The organism is Okeania sp. SIO2C2 (assembly GCF_010692625.1).
In the GTDB taxonomy this organism is placed as follows: domain Bacteria; phylum Cyanobacteriota; class Cyanobacteriia; order Cyanobacteriales; family Microcoleaceae; genus Okeania; species Okeania hirsuta.
Window position 1 is genome coordinate 81,612 of record NZ_JAAHGM010000022.1, and the last position, 17,755, is coordinate 99,366.

11 protein-coding genes and 2 tRNA genes are annotated in these 17,755 nt (G+C 35.5%); 7 read left to right on the forward strand and 6 right to left on the reverse strand.

Going from position 1 to position 17,755, the window contains the following annotated elements:
• Window positions 1-140 precede the first annotated feature (140 nt).
• The 3 genes from F6K18_RS19085 to lpdA form a co-directional block, all read right to left on the reverse strand.
• Window positions 141-368 (reverse strand): DUF5340 domain-containing protein, encoded by a 228-nt coding sequence (locus F6K18_RS19085; protein ID WP_287522901.1) that lies wholly within the window; start codon window positions 366-368, stop codon window positions 141-143.
• 943 nt (window positions 369-1,311) lie between these two features.
• Window positions 1,312-2,193 (reverse strand): indole-3-glycerol phosphate synthase TrpC, encoded by an 882-nt coding sequence (gene trpC / locus F6K18_RS19090; protein ID WP_287522904.1) that lies wholly within the window; start codon window positions 2,191-2,193, stop codon window positions 1,312-1,314.
• Window positions 2,194-3,079: 886 nt separating this feature from the next.
• Window positions 3,080-4,510 carry a dihydrolipoyl dehydrogenase gene (gene lpdA / locus F6K18_RS19095; RefSeq protein ID WP_287522906.1) on the reverse strand — a complete coding sequence of 477 codons (1,431 nt, stop codon included), beginning with the start codon at window positions 4,508-4,510 and terminating at the stop codon, window positions 3,080-3,082.
• Between the two features lie 928 nt (window positions 4,511-5,438).
• On the opposite strand from lpdA, the gene F6K18_RS19100 reads away from it, so the two are divergent.
• Complete coding sequence (locus F6K18_RS19100) at window positions 5,439-5,678, forward strand: hypothetical protein (RefSeq protein ID WP_287522907.1); 240 nt, start codon at window positions 5,439-5,441, stop codon at window positions 5,676-5,678.
• 148 nt (window positions 5,679-5,826) lie between these two features.
• Here the strand turns inward: F6K18_RS19100 and F6K18_RS19105 are convergent, their stop codons facing one another.
• Both F6K18_RS19105 and F6K18_RS19110 read right to left on the reverse strand, forming a co-directional pair.
• Entirely contained in the window at window positions 5,827-6,612 is a 786-nt protein-coding gene (locus F6K18_RS19105; RefSeq protein WP_287522909.1) for an RNA methyltransferase, read from the reverse strand.
• A gap of 485 nt (window positions 6,613-7,097) precedes the next feature.
• Window positions 7,098-7,181, reverse strand: a tRNA-Leu gene (locus F6K18_RS19110).
• Window positions 7,182-7,704: 523 nt separating this feature from the next.
• Between F6K18_RS19110 and F6K18_RS19115 the strand changes: the two genes are divergently transcribed.
• The gene (locus tag F6K18_RS19115) at window positions 7,705-9,051 is read left to right on the forward strand and encodes a dipeptidase (RefSeq protein WP_287522910.1); all 1,347 of its coding nucleotides are present in this window, start codon (window positions 7,705-7,707) and stop codon (window positions 9,049-9,051) included.
• A 527-nt stretch (window positions 9,052-9,578) separates the two neighbouring features.
• Here F6K18_RS19115 and ald read toward each other — a convergent pair.
• Window positions 9,579-10,670, reverse strand: a complete 1,092-nt coding sequence (gene ald, locus F6K18_RS19120) for an alanine dehydrogenase (RefSeq protein WP_287522913.1) — start codon at window positions 10,668-10,670, stop codon at window positions 9,579-9,581.
• 402 nt (window positions 10,671-11,072) lie between these two features.
• Here ald and F6K18_RS36705 point away from each other — a divergent pair, with 402 nt between their 5' ends.
• The 5 genes from F6K18_RS36705 (at window position 11,073) to F6K18_RS19140 (ending at window position 17,583) form a co-directional block, all read left to right on the forward strand.
• The gene (locus F6K18_RS36705) at window positions 11,073-11,234 is read left to right on the forward strand and encodes a transposase (RefSeq protein WP_353735113.1); all 162 of its coding nucleotides are present in this window, start codon (window positions 11,073-11,075) and stop codon (window positions 11,232-11,234) included.
• A 1,695-nt stretch (window positions 11,235-12,929) separates the two neighbouring features.
• Window positions 12,930-14,300: a UDP-N-acetylglucosamine 1-carboxyvinyltransferase gene (gene murA, locus F6K18_RS19125; protein WP_375341330.1), complete on the forward strand. Its 1,371-nt coding sequence runs from the start codon at window positions 12,930-12,932 to the stop codon at window positions 14,298-14,300.
• A 2,121-nt stretch (window positions 14,301-16,421) separates the two neighbouring features.
• Window positions 16,422-17,294, forward strand: coding sequence for a M48 family metallopeptidase (locus tag F6K18_RS19130; RefSeq protein ID WP_287522915.1), 873 nt, complete (start codon window positions 16,422-16,424; stop codon window positions 17,292-17,294).
• Window positions 17,273-17,354 (forward strand) — tRNA-Leu (locus F6K18_RS19135). The genes F6K18_RS19130 and F6K18_RS19135 overlap by 22 nt, the downstream gene beginning before the upstream one ends.
• 16 nt (window positions 17,355-17,370) lie before the next feature.
• The gene (locus F6K18_RS19140) at window positions 17,371-17,583 is read left to right on the forward strand and encodes a hypothetical protein (protein WP_287522917.1); all 213 of its coding nucleotides are present in this window, start codon (window positions 17,371-17,373) and stop codon (window positions 17,581-17,583) included.
• Window positions 17,584-17,755 lie beyond the last annotated feature (172 nt).

The window sequence follows — 17,755 nt, forward strand, 5'->3', positions numbered from 1 at the left end:
GAGAAGTTCTTTTTAAGTATCTCCGATCAAAATGCACCAAATTAAGTGCATTATTCTTTCTTATTCTCTACTCCCTAATCCCTACCCCCTTCTCCCTTCTCCTGAGAGTGCTTCATAAACCACCTAATACGCTGCAATATTTATTTTTCTTCATTGAGAGACCATTGATGTTCAATTGGTAAATTTGCTTGCTTGCAACTTTCTTCAAATTGTTTTTGTAGTGCTAAAGCTTTTCTCACAGTTACAATAAGTTCCCGTGCTTTTTCGTGCTGTTTTGTATTATACTCTACTGCTAAAATTGTCTTTTTTTCTAATAACTGAAGTAGCAATTCATAATGAATACGGGAGGGAACTGGTATTGCTTCCATAGTTTTATTTCTAACGGTTTACAGATTGATTGATTATGCTATGTGGGAACTTGAACAACAAATAGAAATCAGAGAAATACTGCATTAGTAATTATTCTTGAAGAAGGAACAAAAAAAGTTATGGGAATTAAAACCCCAAATAATTGTAGACACCGTGGGTAAAGCTAGGATATTAAACCCATAAGTTAAAAGATAATTAATATGAACATAAATCACTATAGCTATCCTAGTGCTGCTACGCGGAAGTCAAAATTCAAAAGTCAATCATTTTTGATTGGTAAGGCTTTTAGGATTTTGTAACTGGTTAGTTATTTCTGCCATTCTGCACTAGATAGAATATGAACATTAGCTACATATCAAGAGAAGTAACCATCAGTATTTCGATAACTAACATTTGTTTAAAACCTATTTAGTAAAGCTATATAAATTACTTGCTGTTTGCGGAGCATTCCTTTTGGAAAATGCTGAGTGCTGAATTGCTGTTTGTGGAGGATTCCGTCAGGAAACCCTTTTTAAAACAAGAGCACTGAATAAAATATTTTTTTCTCCTTTCGAGTTTCAAGGAGAGGGTTGAAAATTTAATTATTCAGTAATTTTTTTGATAATTCTATCGTCTACAGCTTTTATCTGAAAAATTGTCAATATCTAATCTAAATCTAAAAGCCTATATTTTTAAAAGTTTGAGTTAACCTGTTATAGCAGAAGGAAGAAAGAAGGAAGAGTAAAAGAAGGAAGAGTAAAAATTTTGTGTTGTCTAAGTTTTAAGTTTTTGATATGTCCTAACTTTTGCTTCGACTACTATACTCTTTCAACAATTAACAATTAATAATGAACAATAACTTCTCCTTAAAATTATAGAATTGACTAAAATATTTTTTTTCTTTTCTCTCCTTGTAGACCGACAAACTTTTGTACAGTAAAGGAAAACTTTACCCCTTAATTATTAGGTAAATAACTGTAGCAATGCTGCACCTGGGTCTGCTTTTTTCATCAGAGACTCACCTATTAAAACAGCATCCACACCAGCATTTTTAACAATATTTACATCTTGATATCCATGTATTCCTGATTCACTTACTACCAAAATTCCAAGTTTTTCTAACTCCTTCTTCCTAGCTTCCATTAATTTACAAACAACTTGTAAATCTACTGAAAAATCTGCTAAGTTGCGATTATTTATACCGACCAACTTAACTCCTTCTATTGTCAATACCCGGTCTAACTCTGTTAAACTATGAACTTCAACTAAAGCAGTCATTCCTAAAGCATTAACTATCTTGATAAAATATTTTAAATCTTGGTCTGATAAAATTGCCGCAATTAGTAGTACAGCATCAGCTCCATATAAACGAGCAAGATATATTTGATATGGATAAATTAGAAAGTCTTTACACAGTAGTGGTAAGTCAACATTTTTCCTAATATTTGACAAATATTCAAAGCTACCTTGAAAGAATTTTTTATCCGTCAAAACTGAAATACAAGTTGCACCATTTTGTTGATACGCTTTAGCTATAGTAACTGGTTCAAAATCTTCTCTAATTATCCCTTTACTAGGAGAGGCTTTTTTAACTTCAGCAATTACAGCAGGTCGAGTTTTTCCTGTTGATAGAGTAGCTAAAAAATCCAGAGGAGCAGACATTGAGTTAATTTTCTTTTTTAACTCAATTAATGGTTGTTTATCCCGCAGAGAATCTACCTCTTTTTCTTTATACCAAACAATTTCTTCCAGAATATTTTGAGGTTTTGAATTTGGCAAAGCAACTTCATAGCGTAAACTACCCATTTCTACTGCTGAAGTTGGCGGTCGGCGACGAATTTGCATTTTTTTTTCTTGATAATTTCCTATTTTTGGTAGTGTTAAATAAGTATTGAAGAAGGCAGAAGGTCTAATTGCTTATGGATAGTCAACTACTTGCCACTTCCTGTCTGATCACCTCAAACAATTTTAAGCACCCCCATTGACGGTGTAGGGCTAATTCTTTGTCATCATAGAATACTTACAACTCTATATTTTTGGTTAGGAGCCATGTAAAAATAAGTTGTACAAATTTTATCTAGGATAAATCGTCAAATATAGCTTCCATCAAAAAAACCGTTCGGGTTATTTTTACACGAGTCCTTAACTAATTCTAGCAAAATGTACGAGATTTCAAAGGATACAATTTTTCTAAGCGTGACAATAAATTGACCCTTCGTTGACGGTGGGGTATTAAACCCGCAAAATCAAAGATAAATTTTGAAGCTTAATTCCTGAAAATTCAAGAAATATACTAACCGATATCCTTACATCTTTAGGACTACCCTATCTTTAATAATGATTCTTTTTGTAGTCTTCAGATTTTCAAGATTCGGTAGTATAGCACTTCTTAATTTGCTGAAGTTACAGTTAGTAATTTTCAAAGCAAAATTAAATTCTGAGAAACCAAAAAATGATGACTGAATACTAAATTGCTATATCAGTTATGGAGACTAAATATAACAATTTTCTTGAAATTAATAACCATAGCAAAGAACGAGTTGGTTAGGATTTATGCTGATGATAAACCGTAAGACAGGGAAATATTTTTCCTACTGTTCCCTCACAGGAGTGCCCATTCCCTCACAGGAGTCAGCATTCCCTTGGGTCTGATGCCCACGCGGGGTCTGACCGCTTGCGACTGACGCCGACGCGGGGTCGCACCACTATTTCCTGTTCCCTGTTCCCTGATCTAACTAACAGTTGCTCGTTTAAATGCCTCATCCAAAACCTCTGACAAAGTAGGATGAGTATGTACATTAAAAGATAACTGATTAACAGATTGCTTTTGAGCCATAGCATTTGCTGCTTCTTGAATTAAATCGGATGCATGAAGGCCAATAATATGTACTCCTAATAATTCTCCTGTATCTTGACGATAAATGACTTTAGCAATACCATCTGTTTCTCCTTCAGCAATTGCTTTTGAATTACCCTTAAAATAAGTTTTTACACTGCCTACTTCAAATCCTTGATCTTTACCTAAATCCTTAGCTGCTGTTTCAGTCATACCAACATAGCTAATTTCTGGATGAGTAAAAGCAGCCGCCGGAATACTAAGATAATCTACATCCCTATTACGCCCACAAATATTTTCTACCACTGTTATACCTTGAGCTGAAGCTGTATGAGCTAACATCATTTTTCCAGTAGCATCACCGATCGCCCATAAATTAGGTACTGGTTCACCACTTGACAAAACAGCCATTTTATTATCCACCGGAATAAAACCTCGGCGGTCAGTCTCTACACCGACATAATCTAGTCCCAAATTTTTTGTGTAGGGAATGCGACCTGTAGCAACTAAACAAGCATCTACTTCCAGAACCTCTTCTACTTCCTTAGTTTTAGCATCAGCTAGTTCAATAATTACCGGAGATCCAGGAGTTACCTTAATCGCCAACTTACCCACTTTAGTTTCAATATCTCTGGATTGAATTAGAACTCTTTGTGCAATTTTTGCTATATCTTCGTCGAAAGTAGGCATTAATCTATCTAATGCCTCAATCATTGTAATTTCAGAACCAAGGGCAGTATAGATATCAGAAAACTCCAGTCCAATATAACCACTACCAACAATTGCTACCCAGGGTGGTAACCAATCTAGTTTCAAAGCATCATCACTGGTAAAAACTGTTTTACCATCTAATTCTATTCCAGGAGGAACAAATGGAATAGAGCCAGGGGCAAGTATAATATCTTTAGCAGTAAAGTATTCTTCTCCCTTATCTGTCTTGACCATAACTTTTTGTTGACCTGCCATTTGCCCCCAGCCTTTAATCAAATCTATACCTAGACGTTTCAGACTGTTGGTCATGTCACCTCTAATTTTGTCAACAATGTTACTAGCATGAGAAGCTATAACTTGTCGGTCGTAAGCTACATTATCTAATTGAATACCCAGAGTTTTTAAATGGTGAGTATCCCGTAACTCTCGAACTTTACCAGATGCTGCCAGAAGCGCCTTGGATGGTATACAACCTCGGTTAACACAAGTCCCACCCATTTCCGCTGCTTCTACAATAGCTGTTTTTAGGCCACAACTTGTGGCGTGTAATGCCGCACCATGTCCACCAACACCTGCGCCGATAATTATTAAGTCGTAATCAAATTCTTGAGTCATCTGTTGTTTTTAAAACCTGTTTGTATGTTTGCAAAAACTATCATATTTGAGATTTTAGGGACGTAGCTAAATATTTGATTTGAGATTTGTTTTAACTTAATTTGCTCTAGATTACAGATTAACTTAATTCTTGACCAAAATAAACTGCAATAATTAAGTTGAAAGCACAAGGAGCGAGAAAATTAAGTACATAATCCATATTGGGAAACTATTCATTCGTGTCTGTATGAGCTAGCCTTGCATACAGACATTACTTCGCTTAGTCTTTTTTTTTGCTGCGACAAACAAAACTTTTATAGCAGGGAACAGGGAACAGTTGGAAAAACATTTTCTAGTCTAAGATTCGTTATTAGTCTACGTCCTAACCAATTCTTTCTTAGTTATATGTTTATGATATAATAAGACTAAAAAAACAAATATCATTATTGCAGATAAAATACTGAAATCTATAAGTATTCAGTTTATATTACTATTTAGATAATGATTTTATTTGATTAAAAAGAGTTTATATAAACTTACTTTAGATACATTTTGAATGATAAATGGCTAAAAATAGCTTAAAATATTCATTGATTGTAGAGCAAATTTAAAAGCTCAACAAAGGTAGTCAAAATTAATAATCTGATCGCTCTATAAAAAAAATAAAAAGCCCCAAATCATCAAAATATTAGCTATTAATTAATAATATAGAGCAGATTTAACTTTTGCTCCGGGAAGATATCTAGAAATAAAATATCTAGTGCAGGATGGTGGAAATAACTGACCAGTTACAAAATCCTAAAAGCCTTACTAAGCAATACTTTTGACTTTTAACTTTTGACTTTTAACTTCCGCGTAGCGGCACTAGACTCCTGCTGTTTGTATGCCTATAATTTATATAAAAATAAATTGAACTGTTAACAAGAAGATAACAAGGACAGAAATTAATATGGATCAAAAAGATATTCGTAGTCAGGCTGCAAAAACATTTGTTGAGAGCTTTGAGAAACAATTGGATAACTCTCTTCAGGAACCCAACCATGAAAAGTCTAATTCCCCTCTTCAAGATACTGAAGAGTCCAATCAAAAATTTAGTTTATCAGAGTTAGAGGAAGCGATCGCTGATATAGACAAATATATGGAGACAAATCATCAAAGCCAACCATTATCGGAACCTGATTCAGAGTAATACAATAACTTATCCCACTATTTTTATTTTCACAAGCTTATTTTTTCAAGTTAAATGTGTTTGAAAAGCTTAATTTTTCGTTTTTAACTATCAAAATATTTAGGGTTTTTAGCAAAAATTTTATTATTGGGATAGGTGCATAATTTAATTAATTTGATTGAGATTGACGTTGACGTTGAACTTCATACAAAATTATAGCTGTACAGACAGCAACGTTCAAAGATTCCACTTCATTATCCAAAGGAATCTTGACAGAATAATCAGCCAACTCAAGTAAATCTTGTGAAATACCAGACCCCTCATTTCCTAAGATTATTAGTGTAGGTTTTCGTAAGTCAATTTGCCAATAATTTATAGTTGAGTTTGGTACTGTTGCTACAATTTGCAAACCTTGATTTTGTAACTTTAATACCTCGGCCTTTAAATTTTCAGAAATTGCCATAGGTAACTTAAACCATACCCCTGCTGAAGCTCTAACTACTTTAGGATGATATAAGTCTACACTATCTGCACTTAACCACAAACCATCTACATTTGTTGCTGTAGCTGTCCTGATGATAGTACCAAAGTTACCAGGGTCTTGCAATTTTTCCAAAGCAATTCCCAAGCTAGCAATCTTGACAGAATTTGTTGACTTTTGCGGTGCTATAGCTATTACCCCATCAGGATTAACTGTAGTAGTAAGAGACTTCAAAACTCTTTCACTTACTAATTCTATCCTTTGAGCTTTTTGAGATAATAATTCCCACAAAAATTGATGTCTTTCTTGCCATTCAGGCGTACAACATACAGTTAAAAGAGGATAACTTTTGTAGCAAGCTTCTTCTAAGATATGAGTTCCTTCTAATAAAAATAATTGCTTCTCCTTTCTTCCTTTAGATTGATGAAGCTTACGGATTTCCTTTACTAAAGGATTTTGTACACTGGTCAGCACTACTTATAATTTATTTTTTATCTAGTATTACTTATTTTATTTGAAGGGTGAAACGTAAGCATTTCCTGCGGAATGCTGCGCAAACAGCTATTAGAGGTCAGCTCTTTCTAGGTCATACTGCGCAAACAATTTTTTAATGAATTAACCAAGTATTTGCTTAACTTCTACTACAATTTTAAACAAAGAATTGAAGCACAAGAACAACGAGCTTAAATTGTTCACTAAAGGTAATAAAGCTGATAGCTGTTAACATAGTTCCGACCATAGGAGGCTAGCTGACTACTGAATGCTTACGGTGAAACACGAGCAGGATATTGTGATTTTCCTAACCATGAGATTTTGATAACTAATCAACAAATGCTGCATATACCTAGTGCAGGATGGCAGAAATAACTAGCCACTTACAAAATTCTAAAAGCCTTACCAATCAATACTTTTGACTTTTGAATTTTGACTTTTAACTTCCCCGTAGCGACACTAGATAATGCGGAACCCGGGACTTGAACCCGGAAGTCCTTGCGAACACTAGAACCTGAATCTAGCGCGTCTACCAATTCCGCCAGTTCCGCTAAATCACAATTTTTTATTTTTGCCGATCTACTCCAATTTGTCAATCACTTTAAATGAAGTTTTTTTACTACCATACTTTTCATAACTCAAACTTATGATTTTTAAAAATTATCTTTGTAATTTTTAATCTTTTCAATTGTTACAAAAATTAATCAAATGATGATTATTGAGAATATTCTCATTTATTTTTACCTATTTACGTTGTTTGGTGAATTTGGTATAATATAAACATTAGTCTAAAATCTTGCAGAGCATTTTAACTGCACACAAATTAGGCGTGTGTAAGTCTTATTTCACCGTTAACTTTAACTGTATAAATGGTTATTTCAGTGGCAGTAAATGGTTTTTTTAGTTTATAAAGCTTAACACTTTTTCCTACACTATTTGAATAAATAAATTTTTGATGATAAGCGACATCAAATTCCATCATAAATGTTGAAAGAGGACTCCCATTATAATCGCGAGATTTAACGCTCAGAGTGTCAATTTGAATTACAGTTAGGCAACATCAAACACTTAGAGATGAAACAATCGATTATGGAACCAAAAGATAACACTACTGAAAAAGATAGCGCAATGATGGAGTCAGCCCTTTCTGAATTAGGCCATGTCAGTGAGGGAGATGCCTCCCCAGTCGAGAACCCCGCCCGCCGATTTTTTTTCCAGCAAGTCGGACTGGTAAGCTGTGGCTTCGCAGCCGAAGCGATAATGAGTAAGGTTTTTGGTGTAGCACACGCTTCTGACTTGGTGCCGACCTATTCTACTGTGCGAGGCACGCCCGAGATTAAGGATTACTCGAATATACCCCAGCGAACGCATAAATACCCCGCCTCTAACCGGGCCAAGGAGATTGTGCACTCATCCATGACCATGGAAACCCTGTTCTCCGGCATCTGGCCCGATCAATGGTCTAGTCCGGAAGCCCCTGAATTCCATGATGAGATGGACCGCTTAATAGTCGCCGGTATCAAGGTGATCGCGGCGTGCCCATCGGCGGATTCATTGGATTCATCTGTTGCAGGGATCATGAGGTCGCTGATGTTCTACCTCAACAAGATATATGAACGTCCCGACAAATACAAAATCGTGCGCACGACAAAGGACATCGACGAGGCGATCGAGGAGAAGAAGCTAGGGATCTTTTTCACTCACCAGGGCACCGCTCTTTTCAACGGTGACATTGATATGGTTGGTGTCTGGCGGCAGATGGGCTATGGTTACTGCCTGCTGGCCTACAACCAGCGCAATGCTGTAGGTGATGGTTGCTTCGAGGAGGCCAACGGTCCTCTCACCGCCTATGGTAAAAAGTTAATCGACAGCTACAATCGCTACGGAATGATCGTGGATGTCAGCCATACTGGTGAGCGCACCTCTCTTGATGCTATCGAGCGCAGCCGTCAACCTGTGGTATCTTCCCATTCAGTGGCTAAAGCCATCGCCGACTACCAACGCAGCCATTCGGACGCGGTAATCAAGGCGATCGCCCAGAGTGGCGGAGTTTGCTCCATCAACGCGGTTGGTGCCTTTGTGGACTTGTCCAATCCGGATATCGTGACCACTGATATACTATTCCGCCATATCGACTATATAGTAAACCTGGTAGGAATTGACCATGTCGGCTTCGGAACGGACTACGTTCCAAACACCAATATTTCAGCTACACTCATTCAGACCCCAGAAGGTCAGGAGATATTCCCCGATGGTGGCTACAGCGCGGCCATGGGGGCAAAGGGAGTGCCCACACCAGCACCGTATCAGATCGTAGCTGCGCTAGTAGACAAGATGCTAGAGAACGGCTACTCAGAGGTCGATTGCGGTAAGTTCCTGGGAGGCAACATGTACCGGGTGATGCAGGAAGTCTGGACATGATCCGTCTAGATAGGGTTTGCTGAATAAGTCTTTTTGCTAAGGCAGGGAGTAGGGAGTAGCTAAAACTCAAGATTTGGAGGGAGTTGTAGAGGAGGTACTCGGAAAAATTATCCCTTGCCAACTCTGCCCAACTATATGCCAAAATACTCACTTTTTGAGTCTTCTTAGGCGAAAATCAGGTACTTTTTCACGATCTAAAGCACTTACCTTTATCTATAAAGACTTTGATATTTAATCAGCAAACCATAGATAGCTCCTTCAAACGTCTCTTCTGGAAAGAGATAATTGGACATAATCCGAAGTTATCGAAACTAGACCCTATTTTGATGGGCTACCTTGCTCCTGCAAACAAAGTTGAAGGTTTTTGAAACTTGTCCGCAATGATTCTATTGTTAATAGACATCTCCTTCAAAAGAGGGAACAGCGAACAGGGAACAGGGAGAAATAATTGATAATTTATGGATAATAATTGATTTTATTTTTGATTTTTGGAGATGTCTAATGTTCAAGATGTGTGATTTTAAAACTTAATTATTACTTAGATCGGGAAATACTTCTCGGACAGCAGGATGAACCAAAAAATGGTCTTTAACATTCAAACCCTTAGCCAAGGCCGGATTTTTTTCTAAAGCTTCACTCCCATAATTAGCTAACTGTAATACATAAGGCAAAGTACTATTATTCAGAGCTTGAGTAGCTGTCCAGGGAACTGCTCCAGGCATATTAGGCACTCCATAATGCAAAACTCCCGATTCTACGTATGTAGGATTTGTATGAGAAGTTGGACGTAGAGTTTCCACACAACCACCTTGATCCACAGCTACATCAATAATCACAGAACCAGGACGCATCTGCGCTACCAAATTTTTAGTTACTAAAACTGGAGAACGACGACCAGGAACTAGAACTGCCCCTATAAGTAGATCGGAATCCACAATAGCTGCTTCTATAGCAGAAGAACTACTGTATAACAAATCAACTCTAGAACCAAATAGAGTCTCCAGATAAGCTAATCTTTCCACATTTATATCAAAAATTTGAACCCTTGCCCCCAAACCAACAGCAATTTTAGCTGCTTCTGTACCAACAACCCCACCCCCTAGAATCATCACCTTACCAGGCATAACACCAGGAACTCCCCCTAATAGTAAACCTCTACCACCCTGTTGCCTTTCCAAAAATCTCGCCCCAAACTGCACAGAAAGACGTCCAGCTATTATACTCATGGGAGTTAACAAAGGTAACTTATGGTCAGGTAGCTCCACTGTTTCGTAGGCGATCGCCACCGCCCCACTTTCAATCAACCTTTCAGTTAGCTTCCGGTCAGCAGCCAAATGTAGATAAGTAAAAAGGATTTGTCCTGATTTGAGAAATTGGTATTCTGATGATAGAGGTTCTTTTACCTTCACTATCATTTCGCAATTCCAAACATCTCCAGCATTTTGTAAAATTTTGGCCTTTGCTTGGATATAATCTTTATCAGTAAAGCCTGCACCCAACCCTGCTCCTGTTTCGATGAAAACCTGGTGACCAGCTTCAGTACATACCCTAACACTTGCAGGAGTTAGTCCTACACGAAACTCTTGATCCTTAATTTCCTTGGGAATACCTATCTCCATTCACCACCTCTATAATTCTGTAGTTGAAAATATCATCTTATTCTGACTAATTTAAATCTAACTCAAAATTGATTAGGGTTTGCTGAAAAAATCTTATGAGTCAACCCACCCCTAACCCTTCTGAGGAGGGGAAGTCAGTCGGACCGAGTCAGGATAAATGGGAATTGTAGAGGAAGTAGTTGGAAAAATTATCCCTGGATTGTTCTGCCATAATCATCCCAAAATACTTACTTTTTGTAGCTCTGAGGTACCAAAAACCAGGCACTGCAATTCGACCCTAAAAAGATTAAAACCAATATCAGTCAATGCTTTGAGATTTAATCAGCAAACCCTAATTAATCAAGAATTAATCAAGAGATTTAAAAGTGCAAGTAGAAGCATTGAAAAACTGCATGGGTTATTATTCATAATTCAGTTCATGTCACTCAAATTTACCGAAAAAGAGAAAACCTAAAACTTTGTCAAGAGAGAGGAATTCGCATAAGTGTTCCTCAATCAGGAAGATCGCCAGCAAATCTGAATAAAAACATCAATAAAAAACAAATTTTAAGTAAGTTGGTTTAATTATTCGTAAAATGGTGATGGAGATTCAAGCTACTGATTTTTTTTTATAGTGCCTTATACCAATTTGATAAATGTTTGTTACAAATGGTAGGGACGTTGCATGCAACGTCCCTACGAAAGAAGGAAGAGGGAAGAAGGAAGAAGGGGTAAATTTTAAAAAAAAGGGAAAAAAGATAGATATAACTATCTCAAATGAACTGGAGCAGCGATTTTTAAGTATATCCGATCAATATCTACCTTTTTGTAGAATTCTTTTTTCAAATTGGTATTATAGTTTCATTTCCAGATTCCTATTTTTAACATTTATTCATATAGTATTTTTATTTGAGATGTCAATCTAGATTTAGTTTTTTTCTTAAAAAAAGTGCATAACTCAAGCGCCTTATATCCCTCTTTTTGCTACTTACTATTTAATGCCGTTTTGCTTTTTTTACTATTCCCTAAAACCTCCATAAATTTTCATAGCACTTGGTTTCCACATCTCAGATAAACACACTATATCTACTCTAATTTATATGAAAAAAATTATAGCAATGTGCGCTGGCATATTTACAAATTACAAAAACTGTCCAATACCTAAAATCTTATATTATCTGTTTTTTATTCCCCTCCTGGGAGGGGTTAGGGGTGGGTTGCCTGTTGCCAGATGAGCTGTTGCCAGATGAGCTGCGCACAGCGCTATACAACTAAATTGATGGCAGATTTGGATTTAAAAAAAGAAAGTTTAGTCTCAATATAATTATGATTAATGCCAGTTTTATATGAGGTTTTATAGAATGATGAAATTCATTAAATCGCTCTATATTTATCTACGCTTATCTGCAGTCAATTATACTTGAAATATTATTCTATGCAGCTTCATTTTAACTTGATATCAACTTAATAATATTTCAGAAATTGCAATGAAAATTGCTTTTTTGAGAATGAGTCTTTCCAGCCTTTTAAAAGAGGCTTTTTCTCTCTTAATTTTACTTTTTTAACCGAAAACTCCTAGTCTAAAGCCTCCTCTTTTAACTATGCTTTATAAACATCTTTACTTAACATTAAACTTGATAAAATAGACAAGTTATGTATTAGTGTTTCAGAGGCTTTTTCCTCAAAAATAATGTATTGAAAAGTAGATTTTTTTGAGAACTTAATATAGTTTTGCCTAGCTAAATTGACTCTTTCTCCCTTCTCCCCTACTCCCTACTCCCCTTGTCTCCACAAGGTCTTCAGAAGTTCCTTATCAGGGATAGCCCTTTTAAGGGGATAAAAAAATAGAATTCCGTATTTTCTTGCCTCTAACTTCAGCTAGAGGTACTGATAACTGAAATGACCCCTAAATCTTTTTCCTGTTGTTTTTTATCAGCAAAATTTATACTTGAGTCACTAACAAGCATCAAAAAATTATCAAAATAATTGGGTCGCGCAACCCCGCCTTGTTAAGGCGAAACATTTTTGGAGCTTTGCTCAAATCACCGTTACAAAAATAACTTCCGACTACTGACTTCTAACTTCTGACTTCCTTAACATCCGCTTTGCTTGAATAATTTTGCAATACTATTCCGATTTTTTCAGCAAACCCCAATTATTCCGGAGACATCTAATTTTTTTTCGCAACCTATATTAAAACATAGGATTTGTCAACCCCTAGACATCTGCTAACTTTCCAGTAAAATCAGAAGCAAAAATTAAAATTAATAAATTAGGTAATTGAAGGAGGACAGAGCCATCAATCAACCATCAAACTCAAAAGAGAACCCAAAATCATCCCCGATCAACCAATCAATACTGAAAATTTGTGGTCCATCTAACCTTCAAGGAAACATAAATATTAGTGGTGCAAAAAATTCCGCTTTAGCTGCAATGGCAGGCACATTACTTTGTTCAGGCACTTGTCGGTTAAACCAAGTTCCCTCTCTCGCAGATATTAATAGAATGGGACAGGTTTTATCTGCATTCGGAGCAAAGTTAGAACAGAATGGTAATACTTTAGATGTAGATGCGAGTAATTTAGATACTACTGAAGCTCCTTATGAATTAGTTAGACAGTTACGTGCTAGCTTTTTTGTTATAGGTCCTATTCTGGCCAGATTAGGAGTAGCCCGCGTACCATTACCAGGTGGATGCGCTATTGGTGCTAGACCTGTGGATCTTCATGTTCGAGGTTTACAAGCTTTAGGAGCAGAAGTTCATATTGAGCATGGTATAGTCAACGCCTATATTACTGGTAGTAAAAAAAAGTTACAAGGTGCAAAAATATATCTTGACTATCCTAGTGTTGGAGCTACTGAAACATTAATGATGGCAGCAACCTTGGCTGAGGGAGAAACCATCATTGAAAATGCAGCTCAAGAACCAGAGGTAGTAGACCTAGCTAACTTGTGCATAGCTATGGGGGCTAATATTATTGGTGCTGGCACAAAGAACATAGTCATATCAGGAGTCCCAAAGCTACATTCTGTAGATTACACTATTATACCTGACAGAATAGAAGCTGGGACATTTTTAATCGCTGGTGCAATTACTAATTCAGACATAACTATTTCACCAGTTGTTCCTAAACATTTAAGTGCAGTTATTTCTAAACTTGAGTCAGTAGGAGTGAACATCAGGCAAGAAGTACCTGGAAGCTTACGCGTTATACCTAGTAAAAACCTTGTCGCTACTGACATTGAGACTCAGCCATATCCTGGTTTTCCCACAGATATGCAGGCTCCTTTTATGGCCTTGCTAAGTGTGTGTTCTGGTAGTAGTTCTGTTACAGAGACAGTATTTGAGAATCGTATGCGTCATGTTTCAGAGCTAAATAGAATGGGTGCTAATATTAGGGTCAAAGGAAATCATGCCATTGTAGAAGGTGTGTCCAAGCTTTCAGCAGCTCCAGTAATTGGTACAGATCTTAGAGCTTCTGCTGCTTTGGTATTAGCAGCATTGGCCGCAGAAGGAGAAACTACTTTTCAAGGTCTACAACACTTAGACCGAGGTTACGAAAAACTAGAAGTTAAACTTCAAAAGTTAGGAGCACAGTTGCAAAGAATAGATATAGCTACAGAACATGAAATATTGCAGACTTCTGTCTAAGTGGATTTAATTTTTCATAAATAAAAGGAATACTTTTGTACTAATAGTCTGTTTAATTAATTTTGATAGGTTAAGTAAATTATCAAATTATGAAAAATAAGTGATTGTGACAATTTATAATCTTATTGAAAGTGACAAAATGGACTATTAGATAGTTTATTTATTTTGGTCGTCCTCAAAAAATAAGGATGTTTGTAGTTGTAAATGCAGAACTAGATAGATCTAATGTTATTCTCCATTTTTAGAGTATAATTGAGTATTTTTAACAGAGCAAGATATTTTTGTATCAAGGTACATACAATAAATAGCTCTATTAAGTCTGGGTCTCACTGCGCTAGATGAAATGCAGTATCATTGCTTCAAGAAATAACCAATTTCAACTACTTTATACCAATTTAATATGAAGCGGCATAGAATAATATTTCAAACATAATTGACCGCAGTTCAATAATGAATAATTAATAATGAATAATTAATAATTACCTCTTCTTTTCAAGGAGAGGATTGACTCAAAAGAAAATTTTTATTTATTATCCCCTTAAAAGGGGAGGCTTTAAACCACAATTTTTCGGTAAGCGTAGATAAAGATAGATCTATGTTAATGAATTTTATCATTAGACTTCTTGCAGAAGTCAGGCAATAGGCAATAGGAAAATAAAATAGTTTATTTCAGATATTGAATTGATTTAATAAAAACTTTTGCAAGAGCTCTATTCTATGCAACCTTATCTCAAACTGATATGAGGACTATCAATTTTTGTTAGAAATGTAAAAATCTGTATAATTTTTTCAATAGTTACCGAGTACTGGCAAACTTCATCACTCAATATTAATACTTCTGATAACTTAACTTATTCTAGATATAATCATCTGCTCGAGTTTATCTTTTGATAAAGTACATTATAATTACTGTTTTAATAGATATCTACAAGAATCAAAAAAAAATTAATTATCGCACAGAAATTATCAATTATTTCTCCCTACTCCTTACTACCTTTGTTTTGGAGATGTCTAATGGTGTTGCACAGTGAGGAATTATTTGAGATTTTTGATGAACAAGATTTTGAATTTTAAAATTGTTGTAATGATTAATCTTAGTTTTTTTTAGTCAAAGTATCAACTAATTTTTGGCAATATAATTCCATAATTTACCACCCCTTTTTAATAGTGCCTCATACTAATTTGAAAAAATAATGTTAAAAATAATAAGGTTAGTAAGGACGAATAGTCATTCATTTTATAGGAGATGTTCCTTTGACTAATAAGATAAGTTATGGCCTCATAAATGGTATCAAAGCTATTCATTATGACTCCTAAAAAATACCCTAGCTATTTGTCGCAAACATTTATCAAGTTGGTATAACTCTAGAATATCTAGTGATTTGCTTTACCTTTCTGTTGATGAAATTTACTTACTAAAAAAACAAGCGTTTTTAAATGATTTGCCGTAGCGATGAATACATATATTTAATAATGTAGACATTTTTTTCTCTAGATTTTAATCATCAAGTTATTAACTTCTATGAACATTAAATTTATCTACTTGATAGTGAAAGTAGTTAATTTTAATAGACATAGGCGTGGTCATCAAAAATAAAATCAATTATCGCATATAAATTATCAATTATTTTCCCCTACTCCCTACTCCCTACTCCCTCTTTTCCGGAGATAACTAATATGCATACAGAATATTAGGTGGTATATGATGTACAAAGATTAACGATAAAGTACGGGTATATTTCCCGCCACAGATGTACCTCATTGATTATGAAAGATGCTGTATATATTTAAGTTTTCAAAGTTTTTAATATCCTGTTTGAATAAATGAACTACACCAAATTATTTGAAGTAGAACATGGTAAATTTTGGGCGCTATGTATCAAATTATAAATTAGCTTAAAAGTTGATATTCATTGCCTTGAGTATTTTTTTTGATGAAAAATGTAACCTCTTTTTTTAGCTTGCTCTACTTAATATTAAACTTAAACTAAATTTAGTTGATTTTTTGGGCTACATAACAATAACTAACTAAAAAATCAAACTTTCCTTAACATTGAAACAGAAATTATTTTTCTCAAATTGTGCTAAAATCACAGTAACTATAGTTACTATTAACAAAATATGTCTTTGGCAACAATACCCTTAATTGGCTTGAAAGCAGATAATTTTCGGCATCCATTAGACTTAGAAGCAACGAATACTATCAAACAACTGCCTGGCATAGATTTATTAGTTAGGCAATTATTAGGACCATTAGGAGAGCAATTTTTCTACATGGAAAATATTGCATCTAGTGTATTAGTAGGTAAGGATCAATTACCACATTTATACAAAATACTTTTAGATGCTTGTCAGACACTTGATTTAGAACCACCACAATTATATGTTCGTCAACATCCTGTTCCCAATGCTTATACATTTGCCATGCGAGGTAAGCAACCTTTCATTGTTGTTCATACATCTTTGATAGAATTACTGAACTTAGAAGAAATTCAAGCAGTATTAGGTCACGAACTAGGACATCTTAAATGCGAACATGGAGTATACCTTACTTTAGGTAATTTAATTGTACTGGCTGCTGGACAAATTTCGACATGGGGTGCTATTATAGCTCAAAGTATACAAAATCAAATACTAGAATGGGTCAGGTGTGCAGAATTTACTTGCGACCGCGCAGCTCTATTAGCAACACAAAACCCAAAAGTAGTAGCATCAGTTCTGATGAAGTTGGCAGGTGGTTCTCCGAGTATATCTGCTCAACTTAATGTTGATGCTTTTTTAGCCCAGGCAAGAGCTTACAAAGAATTTAGTCATACGGAACTGGGTGAAGTTTTAAGGCAACTTCAAACAGCTCAACTAACTCATCCATTACCTGTATTGCGTGCTAGAGAAATTGATAAATGGTCAAGTAGTCAAAAATATCAGGATCTCTTGCAAAATTTGACAAGAAGTGATTATAATAGTCAAAGTAAGGGCGGGTGGCGAAATTGGTAGACGCACCACACTCAAAATGTGGCGACTTCGGTCGTGAGAGTTCGAGTCTCTCTCTGCCCAGTTATACTAAAATGAGTTGATATTTGAAGATATGGTACAAAGGTTGAAAAGATGGGAGTCTCCTCGTTACCAGGGAAGAAATATTAAAGGCAGAGGAGGAAATGCTAGGTTAAGGCAAGTCAAAAAGCAACAACAGCAACTAAGAAAAAATCTCAAAAATCAAGAAAGTGGGAACCAAGGTTCCCATTTTTTATTTTTTTATAAAACTTTGATCGAACTTGATACATGATTAGTACTTATAATCATTCCAGAGACTAAAACTTTTTTCTCAACTTCTAACTATCCTTACTTCTTCTTGAATTGTAGAAAAATGTCTTACCTCATGCTGTAGCTTTAGACTGTCCACATATATTTTTTAGGATTAATGGCTTAATATAAAATCCGGTTATAGAGTATATGTT